The sequence below is a fragment of the Nitrospirillum iridis genome (assembly GCF_014205765.1).
GTDB classification, from domain to species: Bacteria; Pseudomonadota; Alphaproteobacteria; order Azospirillales; family Azospirillaceae; genus Nitrospirillum; species Nitrospirillum iridis.
Map to the genome: position 1 here is coordinate 334,368 of NZ_JACIIZ010000002.1, position 18,982 is coordinate 353,349.

The 18,982-nt window shown below is 67.3% G+C and carries 15 protein-coding genes; 1 reads left to right on the forward strand and 14 read right to left on the reverse strand.

All coding sequences use genetic code 11. The features are described 5' to 3' along the window. Positions 1–11 precede the first annotated feature (11 nt). Positions 12–713, forward strand: a complete 702-nt coding sequence (locus FHS74_RS04480) for a glycosyltransferase family 32 protein (protein WP_184797855.1) — start codon at positions 12–14, stop codon at positions 711–713. Here the strand turns inward: FHS74_RS04480 and FHS74_RS04485 are convergent. From FHS74_RS04485 to dusB, 14 genes are all read right to left on the reverse strand, one after another. Further along, the gene (locus FHS74_RS04485) at positions 710–3,130 is read right to left on the reverse strand and encodes a S9 family peptidase (protein WP_184797857.1); all 2,421 of its coding nucleotides are present in this window, start codon (positions 3,128–3,130) and stop codon (positions 710–712) included. The two genes, FHS74_RS04480 and FHS74_RS04485, sit on opposite strands and share 4 nt — an antisense overlap. Positions 3,131–3,182: 52 nt before the next feature. Then, positions 3,183–4,208, reverse strand: a complete 1,026-nt coding sequence (locus tag FHS74_RS04490; protein WP_184797859.1) for a hypothetical protein — start codon at positions 4,206–4,208, stop codon at positions 3,183–3,185. 163 nt (positions 4,209–4,371) lie between these two features. Further along, the gene (locus tag FHS74_RS04495; protein ID WP_184797861.1) at positions 4,372–5,223 is read right to left on the reverse strand and encodes an inositol monophosphatase family protein; all 852 of its coding nucleotides are present in this window, start codon (positions 5,221–5,223) and stop codon (positions 4,372–4,374) included. 177 nt (positions 5,224–5,400) lie between these two features. Continuing rightward, on the reverse strand, positions 5,401–7,050 hold the full coding sequence (gene groL, locus FHS74_RS04500; RefSeq protein WP_184797863.1) for a chaperonin GroEL: 1,650 nt from the start codon (positions 7,048–7,050) through the stop codon (positions 5,401–5,403). A 23-nt stretch (positions 7,051–7,073) separates the two neighbouring features. Further along, entirely contained in the window at positions 7,074–7,361 is a 288-nt protein-coding gene (locus FHS74_RS04505; RefSeq protein WP_184797865.1) for a co-chaperone GroES, read from the reverse strand. Positions 7,362–7,488: 127 nt separating this feature from the next. Further along, complete coding sequence (hflX, locus tag FHS74_RS04510) at positions 7,489–8,808, reverse strand: GTPase HflX (protein WP_184798281.1); 1,320 nt, start codon at positions 8,806–8,808, stop codon at positions 7,489–7,491. 157 nt (positions 8,809–8,965) lie between these two features. Then, on the reverse strand, positions 8,966–9,214 hold the full coding sequence (gene hfq, locus FHS74_RS04515) for an RNA chaperone Hfq (protein ID WP_184797867.1): 249 nt from the start codon (positions 9,212–9,214) through the stop codon (positions 8,966–8,968). A gap of 146 nt (positions 9,215–9,360) precedes the next feature. After that, the gene (locus tag FHS74_RS04520; RefSeq protein ID WP_184798283.1) at positions 9,361–10,044 is read right to left on the reverse strand and encodes an HAD family hydrolase; all 684 of its coding nucleotides are present in this window, start codon (positions 10,042–10,044) and stop codon (positions 9,361–9,363) included. Next, positions 10,044–10,958 (reverse strand): D-amino-acid transaminase, encoded by a 915-nt coding sequence (locus FHS74_RS04525; protein WP_184797869.1) that lies wholly within the window; start codon positions 10,956–10,958, stop codon positions 10,044–10,046. The genes FHS74_RS04520 and FHS74_RS04525 overlap by 1 nt, the downstream gene beginning before the upstream one ends. Before the next feature lie 65 nt (positions 10,959–11,023). Then, on the reverse strand, positions 11,024–12,427 hold the full coding sequence (ntrX, locus tag FHS74_RS04530; protein WP_184797871.1) for a nitrogen assimilation response regulator NtrX: 1,404 nt from the start codon (positions 12,425–12,427) through the stop codon (positions 11,024–11,026). 3 nt (positions 12,428–12,430) lie between these two features. Then, complete coding sequence (locus tag FHS74_RS04535) at positions 12,431–14,779, reverse strand: sensor histidine kinase NtrY-like (protein ID WP_184797873.1); 2,349 nt, start codon at positions 14,777–14,779, stop codon at positions 12,431–12,433. Between the two features lie 310 nt (positions 14,780–15,089). Further along, positions 15,090–16,544, reverse strand: a complete 1,455-nt coding sequence (ntrC, locus tag FHS74_RS04540) for a nitrogen regulation protein NR(I) (protein ID WP_184797875.1) — start codon at positions 16,542–16,544, stop codon at positions 15,090–15,092. Positions 16,545–16,547: 3 nt separating this feature from the next. Then, a complete protein-coding gene (locus tag FHS74_RS04545) occupies positions 16,548–17,672 on the reverse strand; it encodes a two-component system sensor histidine kinase NtrB (RefSeq protein WP_184797877.1) in 1,125 nt (374 codons plus the stop codon). Continuing rightward, positions 17,672–18,757: a tRNA dihydrouridine synthase DusB gene (gene dusB, locus FHS74_RS04550; protein WP_184797879.1), complete on the reverse strand. Its 1,086-nt coding sequence runs from the start codon at positions 18,755–18,757 to the stop codon at positions 17,672–17,674. The genes FHS74_RS04545 and dusB overlap by 1 nt, the downstream gene beginning before the upstream one ends. Between the last annotated feature and the right edge of the window lie 225 nt (positions 18,758–18,982).

Here is an 18,982-nt window from a genome sequence, read left to right on the forward strand (position 1 = left end):
CCGCACCCCCCATGCCCCACGATCTCGACGCCCTGGAAAACCGCACCCTGTTCTGCCTGTGGACAGGGCATGAGGAGATGTCGGACGACCGCCTGCGGGCGCTGTGGACCATCTTCCGCAACACCGGCTGCGCCGTCGCCTTCGTCAACCGCGACACGCTGGCCGACTGGGTGAAGCCGGACTTCCCCCTGCACCCGGCCTGGCCCCATCTCAGCGCCACGCACAAGGCGGATTATCTGCGCTGCTATCTCATGCACCATTACGGCGGCGGCTACACCGACATCAAGGCCACCACCAAAAAATGGGTTCCCTTCTTCCAGCAACTCGCCCAGTCCGACGCGCTGGCCCTCGGGTACCAGGAACTTCCCAACGGCGTCGCCCCCATCACCGGGGAGCTGGGTGACCTGCTGCGCGCCTCCCACGCCGACCTCATCGGCCTCTGCGCCTTCATCTTCCGCAAGGGCACGCCCCTGACATCCTCCTGGCTGGCGCGGACGGACGCCCTGCTGGATGAAAAGTTGGACGAATTGCGGCGTCACCCGGCCATCCATCCGCTGGACCGCAAGGGCATCCTGCTACCGGACGGCACGCCCTCCCCCTATCCGCTGAAATGGACGGAGCTGCTGGGCGACATCTTCCACCCCCTGGTCTATGAATTCAGGGAGCGGATTCTGCAGGCCCCCATCGCGCCCAGCTTCGCCTCCTACCGTTAGCCGGCCGGCGCCCCCGCGGTGCTGGCGTTCCAGTCTGGGGCCTCGGCGGCCGCCAGGTGTTTCAGGAAAAAGCCGTACTGCTTGCGCAGGGCGTAGCGGATGGGCCCGGTGGAGCGGCCGGCCGAATGCCCCTCGCCCGGCACGACCAGCAGGTCGAAGGTCTTGTCCGCCTTGATCAGGGCGTTGACCACCTGCATGGTGGAGGATGGGTCGACATTGTCGTCCAGTTCGCCCACCACCAGGGCCACCTGGCCTTTCAGCCGCCAGGCGTTGTCGACGTTGGACGACTGGGCGTAGCTTGCGTCCACGGGCCAGCCCATCCACTGTTCGTTCCAGCTGATCTTGTCCATGCGGTTGTCATGGCAGCCGGCATAGCAGAAGGCGGCCTTGTAGAAATCCGGATGGAACAGCAGGGCGGCCAGTGAACTCTGTCCGCCGGCGGAACCGCCGTAGATGCCGACACGACCGATGTCCAGCTGCGGATATTGGGATGCCGCGGCCCGCCACCAATTGATGCGGTCCGGAAAGCCGGAGTCCTTCAGGTTCTTCCAGCAGATGTCATGAAAGGCCTTCGACCGGTTCATGGTGCCCATGCCGTCGATCTGGGCCACGACGAATCCCATCTCCGCCAGGGCCTGCATGCCGATGACCTTGTCGCCACCGGCGTGGAAACCGAAGGGCCAGAACGTCTTGGGCACGAAACTGTCGTGGGGCCCGGCATAGATGTTCTCGATGACGGGATAGCGGCGGCCGGGGTCGAATCCCAGGGGGCGGACGATGACGCCCCAGATGTCCGTCTTGCCGTCGCGGCCCTTGGCCTTGAACACTTCCGGCGGACGGAAGCCGGCGGCCAGCAGTCGGCTGATGTCGCCCCGCTCCACCTCCGCCACCAGCGAGCGGTCGGCGGTGCGCCGCAGTTCCATCACCGGCGCCATGTCGACGCGGGAATGGAGATCGACATAATAGGCCAGGTCGTCGGACAGGCTGACGTCGTGATAGGCGTCGGCGGTGGTCAGCGCCACCAGGTTGCGGCCGTCGAAATCGACGCGGTAGTAGTGCTGGAAATAGGGGTCCTCGTCCGGCCGCATGCCGCTGGCGGCGAAGTAGATCTGGCGCTTGTCGTCATCGACCTTGGCGACATGGCGCACCACCCAGTCGCCCTTGGTGATCTGGGTCTTCACCTTCCCCGTCCGGCCGTCGATGAGGTAAAGGTGGCTCCAGCCATCCCGCTCCGACAGCCAGATGATTTCCGCCCCGCCCTTGTTCACGTCGTGGCGGAAGCGGCGCTCATTGTTCACGAAGGTGCCCGCCGTCTCGGTGACGACGGCACGGGGCGCGCCAGTGGCGGCGTCGATCTCGATCACCCGCACCATCTGGTGGCCGCGACGGGTATATTCGAAGACCACCGTGGCGCTGTCGGCCCGCCACTCGAAATCCGTCATCAGGTAGGGGTTGGGGAACAGGGCGGCGTCCACCGCCAGCTGACGGCCAGGCGCACCGGCGGCCGGCACGTGGAACAGCACAGGCTGCTCCTGGTCCACGGCGTCACCGGGCTTGGGGTATAGCTGGGTATGCAGCTTGGGCTCGATCTGGTCCTTGGGCGAGGACTCAACCTTGTGCACCTCCCGCCGATAGCCGGGACGCACGCGATAAAGCGCCAGCTTCCGCGAATCCGGCGACCAGGCGATGGTCTCCCCGTCGTAGAAATCGCCCTCGCTGCCATCGGTGCTCAGCACCGTCACGGTGCCGGTGGTAAGCTCGCGCAGCGCCAGGTTCTGGTTCTGGATCAGGGCCTCCCACCGCCCGTCGGGGGAGCGTTTGGGGCCGTTGTCCCCCGGCTGGGCCAGGTCGCGCACCACGCCAAAGCCCCGGGGGCGGCGCCCGCCCTCCTCCGCTTCCCGCTTGCAGGTATAGTCGGCCAGCCGGCAGGACCACTCCGCCTCATCCCACTCGAAGCGCAGGGTCTGGCCGTCATCGCCGAAGTGCACCCGCTCGAACGGCAAGGTCAGGCCGGTGGCGGCCGGCCCCCCGGCCTTGCTCCATTCCACCGCCAGCCGGTCGTGGTCAAAGGCCGGCTTCTTCTCCAGCGTGCCGGCATCGACGCTGACGAACTGGAAACCACCGGGCACCGTCTTGCGATAATGGAAGCGCGCGCCCTGGCCTGTTCCGATTGGGCCCGCCCAGATGGCCGGCCAGGCCACATTCTCCGTCAGGCCTATCCAGCGATCGCGCAAGGACAGCGCCCGCTCATAGTCGGCCGCTGTCGGCACCGGCCCAGCAGCGGGCGCGGGCTGGGACGTGGCCACCGTCCCGGCGGCCAAGGCGGCCTCCGCCCCCCCGGCCGCGGCGCGGGCACTGACGGCATGGGCCGCGGCGGCGGCGGCAGGCAAGGCGGCGATGAACGAACGGCGACGCATGGACGGCTCCCCAATCTCGGAACCGCCATTAAGAATTTATACAATATCCCATTCAAGGGGATTCTTGCTCACGCCCATCTGACAGGCGCCCTTGCAGCGCGCGGATGAAGGCTTGGGGGTCATCGACGGCGAAGGCGACGGTTGAAATAGAACGGGCGCGTCGCAGGAAACGCCGCCGTCGCACGGGGGCCACCAGGGTCAACGCGACGTTGGGGGCCAGTAGCGGGCTGTGGTTCTCCGGCCCACGCTGGGGCATGTCGGCGGCGACGCCGACGCCGCCGATGGCGTCATAGGGCACCAGCCTGTCCACCAGCGGGCCGAAGCGGACGCGCACCCCGTGCGGCGTCAGCAGCACCGGCCGCAGGCGGAGGGACTTGGTCAACCCCAGCAGGTAGATGAAGCTCAGGTCCCCCAGGACGAACAGGGCCAGGGCCACCATGCGGTGGTGGATACCGAGGGCCACGTCCAGCACCACGATCTCCATCACCTGGGCCACCAGCAGGCCGCCCATCACCGGCGTCAGGTCGCGGTGATAGCTGAAGGGCTGGCATCCCGTCGGCACGTCGGGCGCGGCCCGCCAGCAAAACAAGGCCAGGTGCAGCACACTCAATTCCCGCGCCACGAGGGGAGCGAAGGGCGGCGGCACCAGGCAAGCGACGGCCGCCTCCAGCCGCCCCTCGCCTTCACCGGGTCGCCGCCAGACAGTCCAGGCGCCGGCCAGGCCCCACAGGACGTGCCCACCGACCAGGGCCGCCACCCCGGCCACGGCCCAAGGCATGGACCAAAGCGCGGCACGCAAGGGGGGCGTCAGACCGGCGGCCGCGCTCACCAGACCGACGGCGATGGTCGCCAGCACCAAGCGCACGCCCGGCCGCCCCCGCATCCGGCGGTGCCGCAGCACCAGGGCGGTGGTCAGGCTGTCGACGGTGATCCACAGGAACAGGGCGACAGCCAGCCGCGGGTGGGCCTCCGCCCAAGGCGTGCGGATGACTAGTGCCGCCAGGCCGATCACCAGCAAGGGGGCCAACCGCGAAACCAAGCCCTCGGCAGCGAAAGGGATGCGCACCTGCGTCGTCATGCTCCGGCTCTTCCGGCTGGGGAACAAGACGTAGCATAGCACAGGCGAAACACAGGCCCTACACGCCAAGGGCGAAACCGTGCTCAGCGCCGGCACCAGCCGGTCGGACGCCGACCTGGTGTGATGGCCCAATGGACGCGGGAGCTGCGCGGCCAGGTCGTCCTCAGGCGTCGAACAAGGTGGCGTGAAGCGCCCTCCAGCTCTCCGCGTCGGGGGCCATCATCAGGCCGCCATCGCGGTCGGTGGGGTTGTACGGGCTGTCGTCCAGCTTGGCGGCATAGCCGCCGGCCTCGACATGCAGGAATGCCCCGGCCGCGTGGTCCCACGGCTTGATCATCTTGTTGAGGCTGAAATGGGCCTGGCCGGTCAGCAGGTCCAGATAATCGTGGGCGGAGCAGCGCTGGGTATAGGCCTCCGCCACGCGTTCACGCCGTTGCGTCAGCTGGCGCCGCATGTCGCTGTCGAAGAATCGGACATTGGCGATGCCCCGCATCTGCGCCACCGCCACCGGCGGCAATGCCACGCAGCGCATGCCGTCCTCGGTCGGGTCGGCGCCCACCAGCCAGGCGCCCCGCCCCAGACGGCCGCGCACGGTGCGGCGGCCCACCGGATCATGGATCCAGCCGGCGACGGTGCGGCCGTGGGCGGCCAGCGCCACGATGACGCCGAAGCGCGGCTTGCCGGCCACGAAGTTGGCGGTACCGTCGATGGGATCCACGATCCAGACGGGGGCGGCGCCCAGCAGGCGATCCAGCACCGCGTCATCGGCGGCCACCGCCTCCTCGCCCACCACGGTGCTGCCGGGCAGCAGGGCCGTCAGCCGGGCGGTCAGCGCCCGTTCCGATGCCTCGTCGGCCACGGTCACCAGGTCGCCGGGACCCTTTTCCCGGATGTCCTCCCCCGACAAACGCTGGAAGCGCGGCAGGATTTCCGTTTCGGCGACGGAACGGATCAGGGCGTCGACAGCGGCCAGATCGAAGGCGGGAATGTCGGATGCGGGCAAGGAAGCGGTCATGGGGCACAGCTATGGTTGGCGGCGGCGGACTGGCCCCCTAGCAATAGAATCGATAGGGCAAACCATAAAGCCCCAAAAAGAAAAGGGACCGCCCTTTCAGACGATCCCTTCCCCTATCCCGGGCATGGAATGCCCGTTCCCAAGGCATGGAATGCCCGGGCGCCTGATGGCAAGGGCTTAGAAGCCCATACCACCCATGCCGCCCATGCCACCCATCCCGCCGCCTTCCGGCGCGCCGGACTTGGGCTCGGGCTTCTCGGCCACCATGGCTTCGGTGGTGATCAGCAGGCCGGAGACGGAGGCCGCATGCTGAAGCGCCGTGCGCACGACCTTGGTCGGGTCAATGACGCCGAACGCGAACATGTCGCCGAACTCACCGGTCTGGGCGTTGTAGCCGAAGCCGGCCTCGCCGTTGTCCAGCAACTTGCCGACGACGATGGAGCCATCAACACCGGCGTTGAAGGCGATCTGGCGCACGGGCGACTGCAGCGCCCGGCGGACGATGTCGATGCCCACGCGCTGCTCGTCGTTGACCGGCTTCAGGCCGGCCAGGACGCGGGTGGCGCGCAGCAGGGCGGTGCCGCCGCCGGCGACCACGCCCTCTTCCACCGCGGCGCGGGTGGCGTGCATGGCGTCGTCAACGCGGTCCTTGCGTTCCTTCACCTCGACCTCGGTGGCGCCACCGACGCGGATGACGGCAACGCCGCCCGCCAGCTTCGCCAGACGCTCCTGCAGCTTCTCACGGTCGTAGTCCGAGGTGGTCTCCTCGATCTGCGCCTTGATCTGGCCGATGCGCGCCTCGATGTCGGCCTTGGTGCCGACGCCGTCCACGATCGTGGTCGCGTCCTTGGTGATCACCACCTTCTTGGCGGTGCCCAGCATGTCCAGCGACACGTTCTCAAGCTTGATGCCCAGATCTTCGGAGATGACCTGGCCGCCCGTCAGGATGGCCATGTCCTCCAGCATCGCCTTGCGGCGGTCGCCGAAGCCCGGGGCCTTCACGGCGGCGATCTTCAGGCCGCCGCGCAGCTTGTTGACCACCAGCGTGGCCAGCGCCTCGCCTTCCACGTCTTCCGACACGATCAGCAGCGGACGCGCGCTCTGCACCACCGCTTCCAGCACCGGCAGCAGTGCCTGCAGGCCCGACAGCTTCTTCTCGTGCAGCAGGATGAAGGGGTTTTCCAGCTCGACCGTCATCTTGTCGGCGTTGGTCACGAAGTACGGCGACAGGTAGCCGCGGTCGAACTGCATGCCCTCGACGACTTCCAGCTCGGTGTCGAAGCCCTTGGCCTCCTCCACCGTGATGACGCCTTCCTTGCCGACCTTGTCCATCGCCTTGGCGATCATCTCACCAATCTCGGACTCGCCGTTGGCGGAGATGGTGCCGACCTGGGCGATCTCCGCCGAGGTGGAGACCTTGCGGGACTGGCCCTTCAGGTCGTCGACGATGGCGGCGACGGCGACGTCGATGCCGCGCTTCACATCCATCGGGTTCATGCCGGCGGCCACGGCCTTGACGCCCTCGCGGACGATGGCCTGGGCCAGCACGGTGGCGGTGGTGGTGCCGTCACCGGCGATGTCGTTGGTCTTCGAGGCCACTTCGCGCACCATCTGGGCGCCCATGTTCTCGAACTTGTCGGCCAGCTCGATCTCCTTGGCGACGGTGACGCCGTCCTTGGTGATGCGCGGGGCGCCGTAGCTCTTGTCCAGGACCACGTTGCGGCCCTTGGGGCCCAGGGTCACCTTCACGGCGTCGGCCAGGATGTCCACGCCGCGCACCATGCGGTCGCGGGCATCCGTGCTAAATCTCACGTCCTTGGCAGCCATTTTCCTGATTCCTTATTTGATTATTATTCAAGGATGCCGAGCAGGTCGGACTCGCGCATGATCAGCACGTCCTTGCCGTCGATCTTGGCCTCGGTGCCGGACCACTTGCCGTACAGCACCTTGTCGCCGGCCTTCACCGACAGGGCGACGATATCGCCCTTCTCGTTGCGGGCGCCGCCGCCCACGGCCAGGACTTCGCCCTGCTGGGGCTTTTCCTTGACGGTGTCGGGGATGATGATGCCGCCAACGGTCTTCTGATCCTGCTCGATGGGCCGGATCACCACACGGTCGTGCAGGGGCCTGAAACTCATTTTGAACCTCCAGCGAAGGACGCCGGCCCCTTCAATGAAGCTGGCCGGCGTCGGGTGGCCGGCACCCTCGCCCAGCCGCCGAAGCGGCCGGAAGCGCGGATGCACAGGCACGATGGGAATGTAAGCGTCAGGACGCCTGGACTTGGCTTTCCGGGGCGACCCGTTCAACCAAGGGCGGGGTATCCGTCACCAGATAGTCCGGAAAGCGGTCGCGGAAGCGGGCCACGTCCGCCGGCTCCAACGCCACGGTCAGGTGGCTATGGTCGTCGTCGTCCTCCCGCTCCGTCACCTCGCCCCTGGCATACAGCCAGGCAGCGGCGGCGCCGTCGCCGACGGGCACGCTGACCCGCACCACGTCGCGGCCCGCCACCATGCGGCGATCCAGGACGTTGAACAGGCTTTCCAGCCCCTCACCCGTCAGGGCCGATACCGCCACCAGGCCGTCAGGCCGGCGGCTCTGGCGCACCAGGGCGTCCCGGTCCAGGGGGGGCAGCTTGTCGATCTTGTTCAGGACCTCCACCACCCGGGTGTCGGTCTCGACCTCGATCCCCAGCTCGCCCAGCACCGACTCCACGTCCGCGCGCTGCGCCTCGCTGTCCGGGTGGGCGGCGTCGCGCACATGCAGGATGATGTCGGCGGCCAGCACCTCCTCCAGCGTGGCGCGGAACGCCTCCACCAGATGGTGTGGCAGGTCGGAGATGAAGCCCACCGTGTCCGACAGGATGATCTTGCGTCCCGACGGCAGGACGATGGAGCGCATGGTCGGATCCAGCGTGGCGAACAGCAGATCCTTGGCGAACACGTCGGCCCGCGCCATGCGGTTGAACAGCGTGGACTTGCCGGCGTTGGTGTAACCCACCAGCGCCACCACCGGATAGGGCACGCGCTCACGCGCCTTGCGGTGCAGGCCGCGGGTGCGCCGCACCTCCTCCAACTCCGCCTTCAGCTTGATGATGCGGTCGCCGATGAGCCGCCGGTCCATTTCCAGCTGGCTTTCACCGGGGCCGCCCAGGAAGCCGAAGCCACCACGCTGGCGTTCCAGATGGGTCCATGACCGCACGAGGCGGGAGCGCTGATAGGTCAGCGCCGCCAGCTCCACCTGTAGCTGGCCTTCCCGGGTACGGGCCCGGGCGCCGAAGATCTCCAGGATCAGGCCTGTACGGTCGATGACCTTGGCCTTGAGGTCCCGTTCCAGGTTGCGTTGCTGCACCGGCGTCAGCGCGTGGTCGACCACGACCAGGCCGATGCCCAACTCGGCGATGCGCCGGGCCGCCTCCTCCAGATAGCCGCCACCCAGCAGGGTGGCGGGCTTGGGCCGGGTCACGCGCACGCATTCGGCCGCCACCACCTCAAGCTCGATGGCGGCGGTAAGGCCGACAGCTTCCTCCAGGCGGGACTCCGGGCTGCGCCGGTCATCCAGATCTTCACGCAGGATGGGATGGATCACCAGGGCGCGCCGGGCGGATTGCTCCGCCGGCGCCGCCTCAGGCGTATCGGAAAGAAGGGCGGGCTCATCCGCCGGACGGTCGGTCACGGCGCCCCCATCCTTCCCGTCAACCGGCCGGACCGTCCCAGGGCGGGATGGGGCCGACTGTATACGAACGTCAATCGTGGTCGCCTTCCTTGGCCGTCTCGAACAACTGGATGGGGTGGGCCGGCATCACGGTCGAAATCGCATGCTTGTAGACAAGCTGCGAATGGGCGTCACGGCGCAGCAGCACCGAGAAATTATCGAACCAAGTGATGATGCCTTGCAGCTTCACGCCGTTGACGAGGAAAACCGTCACAGGGGTCTTGTTCTTACGCACGTGGTTCAGAAACACGTCCTGAACGTTTTGCGATTTTTCGGACATTGTATGCCTCGCTCTTTATTGGGGCCCTCTAAGGAGCGCCCGGGATTGCCTTTTCCGGCGGTTATGGAGCCGTGCGTAAAAGTGCCGGCGGCCCCGGGAACACCCCGAAGCGTCCGCCATCCTAGCACAGGAAGTGATATGGGGTGCTAGAGCCCATCCACCAAGGTGCAAAGTTCGTCGCAGGTGGCGAAGCGGCGATACGGGGGGAACGCGGCCAGCGCGCCGTCGCCATGGGGGGTCGCCCCCACCATCAAAGGTAGGCAGCCGGTGCGGTGGGCGCACTCCATATCGATGTCGGCATCGCCGACGAACCACACCCCCGGGCCGGCGGGCACCCCGGCGGGGGCCAGGGCCAGATGAACCGGCGCTGGATCGGGCTTGTCGGCCGCGGCGTCGCCCGCCCCCACCAGGGCGCCGCACCAACGATCCCAACCAAGGGCCCGGGCCTCTGCCCGCAGGAAGCGACCCGTCTTGTTGCTGACCACACCGATATAGACGCCGCGCGCCGCCAGGGTTTCCAGCAGGCGGCCCGCCCCGGTCAGGGGATCCAGGAACTCAAGGTGGTTGGCCTCGAAATGGGCGTAGAAGATGTCGCGCGCCCGTTCCCAGCCCTCGCCGAACAGGGCCGGAAAGGCATCGCGCAGGCTCTGGCGCACCCGGGTATAGCTTTCTTCCAGCGTCCAGGTGGGCATACCGAACGCGTCAAGCGCCGCGTTGGTGGCGGCATGGACGCAGCGCCAGTTGGTGACCAGGGTGTTGTCCCAATCGAACAGGACAGCTTTGGGGAGCGCCAGGGCCGGCACCATCTGGATGTCGCGCTCGGTCACCATCACGGCCTTGTCACCACCGGGGCCGCTATAACGGGGTCGGCTATGCCGACATGGGGCACGGGGTCGGCCACGCCGACATGGGCCATGTAGGCCTGGCGCAGATGGCGGCCCAGGGGCCCCGGCACACCGTCGCCCACCGGTTTGCCATCGATGCGGGTGACCGGCACGCAGAAGGTGCTGGCACTGGAGATCAGGGCCTCCCGCGCCGAATACGCCTCCTCGACCGTGAACGACCGTTCCTCGAAGGGGATGCCGGCGGCCTGCGCCTCGGCCAGCAGCGATAGGCGGGTGATGCCGTTGAGGATACGGTTGCTGGCGGCGCGGGTGACCAGCACGCCATCCCGGGTGACGATCCAGGCGTTGCTGGAACAGCCCTCGGTCACCGTGCCGTCGGGGTCCACCTGCCAGGCCTCGAAGGCGCCAGCCTCGGCCGCCTGCTGCTTGCCCAGCACCTGGGGCAGCAAGGCCACGGACTTGATATCGCGCCGGGTCCAGCGGATGTCCGGGATGGTGATGACGGCAACACCCTTTTCCAGATGCTGTGGCGCGCTGAACTTGGTGGAGCGGCAGGTGACCACCAGGGTGGGCGCCGGATCCACCGGGAAGCGGAAGTCGCGGGGCGCCTGCCCCCGGGTGATCTGGACATAGACCAGTCCGTTACGCACCCGGTTGCGGCGCGCCACTTCGCGCATGACGAAGCGCAGGCTCATGGGATGCATGGGCCAGGGCAACTGCAACTCATCCAGGGAGCGGGCCAGGCGGGCCAGATGGCCGTCCTCATCGGCGAAGACGCCGTTGACGATGGAGACCACCTCATAGACGCCGTCGGCGAACTGGAAGCCCCGGTCCTCGATATGGACATGGGCGTCGCCGTGCGGCAGGTAACGACCGTTGACATAGGCTGTCCGCGGCATGGGCTGAACCTCAGCTTAAACCTGAAGATATGGCAAAGATCGTTTATAAATCAAACGACTGCCGCCTATTCCTCACCCTTTCCATCGCCACGCTCGTTGCCATGCACGCCCAGCGACTTCAGCTTGCGGTGCAGGGCCGAGCGTTCCATGCCGACGAAGGAGGCGGTGCGGGAGATGTTGCCGCCGAAGCGCGTGACCTGGGCCAGCAGATATTCCCGCTCGAACACCTCGCGGGCATCGCGCAGCGGCAGGGACATGATCTCCCCACCCTTTTCCCAGCGCAGCACGGTCGGGGTGATGGAGCCGATTTCCGGCGGCAGCATGTCGGCGCGGATGGGCTCATCCGGGTCGCCCGGCACCATGATCAGCAACCAGTCCATCACATTGCGCAACTGGCGCACGTTGCCAGGCCACTCATAGGCCTGGAGCGCCGCCATGGCGTCCTCGCCCAGGATGCGCTGCGGCAGTCCGGAAGCGGTGGCGGAACGTTGCAGGAAATAGCGGGCCAGCAGGGGGATGTCCTCCCGCCGCTCCCGCAGCGACGGCACCTTCAGCGGCACCACCGCCAGGCGGTAGTACAGGTCCTGGCGGAACTGCCCGGCCTCGATCTCCGCCGCCAGATCGTGGTTGGTGCTGGCGATGACGCGGACGTCCACCTCCACCCGCGTGCTGCCGCCCACCCGCTCGAAGGTCTGCTCCTGCAGCACGCGCACGATCTTGCCCTGGGTTTCCAGGGGCATGTCCGCCACCTCGTCCAGGAACAGGGTGCCGCCGTGGGCCTGCTCGAAGGTGCCGACCTTGCGGCCGGCGCCGTCGATCGGATGTTCCGTCCCGAACAGCTCCACCTCCAAGCGGTCGGGCCGCATGGTGGCGCAATTCAACGCCACGAAGGGGCCGTCGGCGCGGCGGGAATGCTCATGGATGATGCGGGCCACGATCTCCTTGCCGCTACCCGGCGGACCGCTGACCAGGACACGGCTGCCGGTGGGCGACACCTTGTCCAGCGACTGGCGCAACTGGTTGATCATCAGCGACCGGCCGATCAGCTCCGTCTCCCCGCCGGCGCGCAGGCGCAGTTCGCGGTTCTCCCGGCGCAGGCGGGCGGCCTCGATGGCGCGTTCGACCAACAGCAACAGGCGGTCGGACTTGAAGGGCTTCTCGATGAAGTCGTAGGCGCCCTTCTTCAGGGCCGCCACCGCCGTCTCGATGGTGCCGTGGCCACTGATCATGACCACCGGCACCTCGGGATGGTCGCGCTTCATCTCATCCAGGATCTGCAGGCCGTCCAGGCGGCTGCCCTGCAGCCAGATGTCCAGGATGATCAGGCTGGGGCGGCGGGCGGCGACGGCGGCCAAGGCCTGGTCAGCGTCCGCCGCCTCGCGGGTCTTCATGCCCTCGTCTTCCAGGATGCCGGCGATCAGCATCCGGATATCGGCCTCGTCATCGACGATCAGAATGTCATGCGGCATAGTTTAAACGCCTTTGGATGCACTGGTACCGGCCGGAGCCGGGGTCGCGGCCGTATCCGCGTCTTGCGGGGCGGCCGCCTGGATCAGGGGGAGGACCAGGGTGACGCGGGCGCCGCCGCTGGGATTGTCGTCCAATCCCAGGGTGCCGCCGTGGTCCTCCAGTATCTTCTTCACGATGGCCAGGCCCAGGCCGGTGCCCTTGGCCCGGGTGGTGACATAAGGTTCCGTCAGCCGGTCGCGCCCCTCATGGGGCAGGCCCTTGCCGTTGTCGGTGATGGTCAGGACGATGTGATCGTCCGCCCCCTCCACCTGCACGGTGATGTGGCCCGGCGGTGGCTCGACACCACCGGCGCCGTCCTCCTCGATCCGCCCCTCGATGGCCTCGACCGCGTTTTTCAGCAGGTTGGTCAGGGCCTGGGAGATCTGGCGGCCATCGCACTCCACCTCGATGCGCTCGGGCGGCAACAGGCTTTCGAACTTGATGCCGGTTTGGGCGGTCGCCTGAAGGAACACGGCCTGGCGGCACAGTTCCTGGATGTTCTGCGGCTTCATGACCGGCGTCGGCATGCGGGCGAAGGCCGAGAACTCATCCACCATGCGGCCGATGTCGTCGACATGGCGGACGATGGTGTCGGTCATGGCCTTGAAGGTTTCCGGATCGCTGTGGATTTCCTTCAGGTATTTGCGGCGTAGGCGTTCGGCCGACAGCTGGATGGGCGTCAGCGGATTCTTGATCTCATGGGCGATACGGCGAGCCACGTCGGCCCAGGCGGCCTTGCGCTGCGCCGACAGCAGCTCCGACACGTCGTCGAAGGTGATGACGAAGCCGCGGATACCGGCGCCGCTGGTATCCGCAGCCACCCGCACCAGCAGCGTGCGCTGGGTGTTGCCCCGCCGGATCTGCACCTGCGCCTCCACCAGGCGCGAGGGGCGCCGACGGATGGCGGACATCAAATCCTCCAGCTCCGGCACCACCACCAGGATGTCGCGCCCCACCATCTCATGCAGGTCGGGAATGTTCAGCAGCAAGGCAGCGGACTGGTTGGGCAGGTTGATGAAGCCCTGCTCGTCCAGGCCGATGACACCGGCGGAAACGCCGGCCAGCACCGCCTCGGTGAAGCGGCGGCGCAGGTCCAGCTGCCGGTTGGCCTCCACCAGGTCGCTGCGTTGGGACGACAACTGGCTGGTCATGCGGTTGAAGGCGCGGCTGAGCGAGGTCAACTCGTCCTCCGGCCCCGGCAGGATCTCCGGCACACGGGCCGTCAGATCGCCGGTGCGGATACGCTCCGCCGCGATGATCAGGGCGCTGATGGGCGTGATCAGGCTGTTGGCGAAGTTGAGGCCCGCCCAGATGGCGACCAGCAACAGCAGCAGTGAGACGATGATGAAGATCAGCGTCATCTTGGTCTGCAGACCAAAGCGCTGGCCTTCCAGCTCGGTATATTCGGCCACGGCGGTCTGGGCGGCGGTCATGTGTTCCATCACCGCCGCCTCCACCGGGCGGCCCAGCAGCAGGAAGATGTCGAAGTCCGGATCCAGGCGGATCAGCGCGGTGATGCGCTTGTCCTGTTCGTTGAACTCCACCGCCACCTCGCCCTTGCGGGCTTGCTCCATACGTTCCTTCGGCATCGCCTCCGGCTGGAAGACGGAGCCGAGGGTGTAGCTGCCGTACTGCCGCCCCTGCCCGTCGAAGATCACGGCCTCGGTGAAGGAGCGCTGGAACGACTCGTTGCGCAGGAAGGAATAGAGGTACAGCGGATCCAGGGTGATCAGCGGCCCCATGCGGTGGTCCAACAGGTCGTTGGCCACCCAGGAGGCGTCGTTGCGGATGGCGATCTTGTGCTCATCCAGATAGGCCCGCGCCACCACCAGGCTTTCGTTGACCGCGGTGCGCACCCGCTCGCTGAACCAGGATTGGACGCCGAGGTAAAAGAAGAAGGCGGAGAAGGCAGCCATGACGATGGCGGGCATGACGGCCAGCAGGCTGAACACCGCCACCAGCCGCACGTGCAGGCGCGATCCCGCCAGGCCCCGGCGCCGCTCGATCCACAATCCCACGATGCGCCGGGCCATCAGCGCCAACAGCAGCAGCAGCAAGGCACCGTCCAGCGTCAGCAGCAGGCTGACGGTGTTGGCGTTGTTGCCGAAAGGCGGCTGCTGGGTCAGCGCCGCGTATGTGGCGAAGCCCGACAGCACGGCGGCGATGGCCAGCGCCACCGCCAGCTTGTTGCCCAACCCCAGCCGCGTGGCCCAGACGGACAGGCGGCGCCACCAGCTGTCCCCTTTGGGGCCCTGGGGAGGGGCCTGCGGGGCGGGTGGCGGGGCGACCAGGAGAGGGGGTGCTGCCGTCATGGCGCGGCCCCCGGCGCCTTGTTCGGCCCCAGGGCCGGCGTCGCTGTGATTGATGGTGAGACCGCGAAAAAGGCGAAACGATGCACGGTTCCTGCCAGGCCGGTGGTTTACACGGCGCGATGCCATCCCGTCCTAGGGATGGCGCGGGTAACACCCACCGGACGACGCCGCCCGGTCCCAGACCAGAAAGGCACCGCCCGGAAGGGCTGCTGTTGCCCGGGCGCCAACCTCTGTTACCAGAATGCCACGCGGGTTTCCAGCCGTCGTCTTAGGGCCTACGGCGGAAGCCCCCCGGGAACCGCCGGCCCTGCTACTTAAGGCCGCGCACCACCTGGATATCCAGGTCGCGAATCTTCTTGCGCAGGGTGTTGCGGTTCAGGCCCAGCATGTGGGCCGCCTTGATCTGGTTGCCCCGCGTCGCGATCAACGACAAGGACAGCAGCGGCCGTTCAACCTCACGCAGGACGCGATCGTACAGGCCGGCCGCGGGCACGCCGTCCTTGTGGGCGGCGAAATAGTCCTTCAGGTGCCGTTCGACGGCGGCCCCCAGTCCTTCGTTCTGCGGCTCCTCCGTTGGGGCGGAGGCGGGCGCGAAGTCGGCCAGTTCCTGCTCGATGACGTCGACGCTGATGACTTCCTGGGTGTACAGCGCGGCAAGGCGCCGCACCATGTTCTCCAGTTCGCGCACGTTGCCGGGCCAGCGATGGCGGCGCAGACGGTCCAGGGCCGCGTTGTCCATGCTCTTCAGCGGCAGGCCCTGCTGGTGCACCAGGCCGAAGAAATGGCGGGCCAGGGCCGGAATATCCTCCGTCCGTTCCCGCAGCGGCGGCAGGCGGATGGGCACCACGTTGAGCCGGTAGAACAGGTCCTCACGGAACTGGCCCTGGCGGATCAGGGTGCGCAGGTCGCGGTGGGTGGCGGCGACGATGCGCACGTCCGTCTTGATGGGGGTGCGCCCGCCGACGGTGGTGTACTCCCCCTCCTGCAACACACGCAGCAGGCGGGTCTGGGCATCCAGCGGCATGTCGCCGATCTCGTCCAGGAACAGGGTCCCCCCCTGCGCCTGCTCGAACCGGCCGGTGGAGCGCACGGTGGCACCGGTGAAGGCGCCCTTCTCATGGCCGAACAGCTCGGACTCGATCAGCTCGCGCGGGATGGCGGCCATGTTGACCGCCAGGAAGGGTCCGTTACGCCGCTTGCCGTAGTCGTGCAGGGCGCGCGCCACCAGTTCCTTGCCCGTACCCGACTCGCCGGTGATCATCACCGTCAGGTCCGTACCCATCAGGCGGGCCAGGACGCGATAGATCTCCTGCATCGCCGCCGACCGGCCGATGAGGGGCAGCGACTCCTCCTCGGCTTGCGCGGCGGCGGCACTGGCGGTGATGGGCGGTGCCGGCTGGGGCGTGGACAGCGCGCGCTCCACCATGCCCATCAGATCCTTCAGGTCGAAGGGTTTGGGCAGATAGTCGAAGGCGCCGCGCTCAGCCGCCTTGACGGCGGTCAGCAAGGTGTTCTGCGCGCTCATCACGATGACGCGCAATTCCGGCCGCAGCTTCTTGATGCGGGGCAACAGGTCCAGGCCGTTCTCATCCGGCATCACCACGTCGGTGATGACCAGATCGCCTTCCCCATCCTGGACCCAGCGCCACAAGGTCGCGGCATTGCCGGTGACCCGCACGTCATGCCCCAGGCGCAACAGGGCCTGGTTCAGGACGGTGCGGATGGCCCTGTCGTCGTCAGCGACAAGGATGGTGGATGGACCCATGGATTAAACGCCCCCCTCTGACGCCGCCCGGCCCGGTGCGACCGGCAGCGAAACCTTGAAGATCGTGCGACGCGGCACGCTGTCGAAATCGATGACCCCGCCATGGTCGCCAATGATCTTGGCCACCAGCGCCAGGCCCAGCCCCGTCCCGTTCATCTTCGTGGTGACGAAGGGATCGAACAGGTTGGCGCGCAGGTCTTCGGGAATGCCGTCGCCATTGTCCTGCACGCTGATCAGCAGCGGCAGATGGACCCGGCTGTCCGATCCCGGCACGGCCAGGCGGACGCCGTGCTGATAGGCGGTGGACAGGACGATTTCCCCACCTTTCTCCGGGCAGGCCTCGGCCGCGTTCTTCACCAGGTTCAGGAAGATCTGGATCAGCTGGTCGCGGTTGCCCAGCACCGGCGGCAACGACGGATCGTAGCGCTCGATGAAACGGATGGCGCGGCCGAAGCCGCTCTGCGCCACACGGCGCACATGTTCCAGCACGCCATGGATGTTCACCGCCGTCTTTTCCAACGGCCGGCCGTCGGTGAAGACCTCCATGCGGTCGACCAGGGCGACGATGCGATCGGCCTCATCACAGATCAGGCGGGTCAGCATGCGGTCGCCTTCCGTGGCGTTTTCCTCCAGCAGCTGGGCCGCCCCCCGGATGCCGGACAGCGGATTCTTCACCTCGTGCGCCAGCATGGCCGCCATGGCGACGACGGAGCGGGCGGCACCCCGGTGGGTCAGCTGGTTGTCGATCTTGCGGGCGATGGAACGCTCATGCAGCGACAGGACCACCAGGTCAGGCGGGTCGGACAGCGGCGCCGCCTTGGCCGTCAGGAAATGCAGACCGATGCGCGGCGTCTCCAGCATGATGCTGTAGTCTGACACGCTGCCGCCCGTCACCCGCGCCTGGTCGATCAGGGAGAAGACGGGGCTGTCGCCCGGGATCAGGGTGTCGAGCAGGCTGCCCACCAGCAGGCTGGCGCTGGCGTCGAAGAATTCCTCCGCCTGCAAATTGGCGAAATGGACGCGCCGTTGCCGGTCGATGACCAGGATGGGTTCCGGCAGCGCGGAGAGTATGGCTGTGGGGTCGACCACGCCGTTCGCCGGGACCACCACGGCCGCAGTCCGCGCCATCAGGCAGCCGCCTTTCCGCTGGTCACGTCGTCGTTTTCGGCGTCGCAGCCGGGCTCGGTGACGCCCCGGCCGGACAGGTCGCGGCCGATGATGCCGCGATCCAGCAGGTCCTGGTACCAGCCGCGCACGAAATCCTTCACCGCTTCCGCCTTCTCGATGGTGTTCACCTTGGCGCGGTATTCGGCCGACCCCGGCAGGCCCTTGGAGTACCAGGCGATATGCTTGCGGCCGATCTTGAGCCCGGCATCGGTGCCGTAATGCTCCAGGATGGCCTCATAATGTTCCAGCACCAGGTCGCGCTGGTCCACCAGCGCCGGCTCCGCCGGGGGCGTGCCGGTGCGCAGCATCTGGATGACCTGGTTCACGAACCAGGGCCGGCCATAGGTGCCACGGCCGATCATGACGCCATCGGCCCCGCTCTCTTCCAGGCAGCGGGTGACGTCGGGGAAGTCGACGATGTCGCCGTTGGCGATGATCGGCAGGCTGACGGCATCCTTCACCTGGCGGATGAAGGCCCAGTCGGCCACACCGTTGTACATCTGGTTGCGGGTGCGGCCGTGCACGGTGATCATGCGGATGCCGCACTCCTCCGCGATCTTGGCCAGCCGCGGGGCATTTAGGTTCCGCTCATCCCAGCCCTTGCGCATCTTCAGCGTCACCGGCACGGACACGGCCTTCACCACCGCCTCCAGGATGCGGCCGGCCAGCGGCTCATCCTTCATCAGCGCGGACCCGGCGTAGCCGTTCACCACCTTCTTCACCGGGCAGCCGAAATTGATGTCGATGATGGCGGCACCGCGGTCGACGCACAGCTTGGCCGCCTCCGCCATCGCCTCAGGCTCGCACCCCGCCAACTGGACGGAAAGGATGCCTTCGGCCGCGTCGGGATCGATCTTCTTTTCCGATTCCCGGGTGGCGCGGATCATCGCCTGGCTGGCGATCATCTCGGAAACGACCAAGCCGGCACCGGCGCGCTTCACCAGACGGCGGAAGGGCGTGTCGGTCACCCCAGACATGGGGGCGAGGATCACCGGATCCTCGATGGTGACGGGACCGACCTGGATCGGCGCTAACTTACTGCCCATTTCCTAGGCGCTTTCCATGACTGCTACAAAATTAGGCGTTCAAGCTATCATGAGCCCCCGCCAAAGGGAAGCGGTGCCACGGAAGATGGCAGATGCGGCCACGGAATGCCGGGGTATGGCCGGGGGTATGACAGATCGTGACGCCGATGAGCAAACAAGCCTAGCGATCCGGTCTTAAGGAGAGATATCTGTGATCCGGCAATCGGGATATTTCTTGGGTCCCGA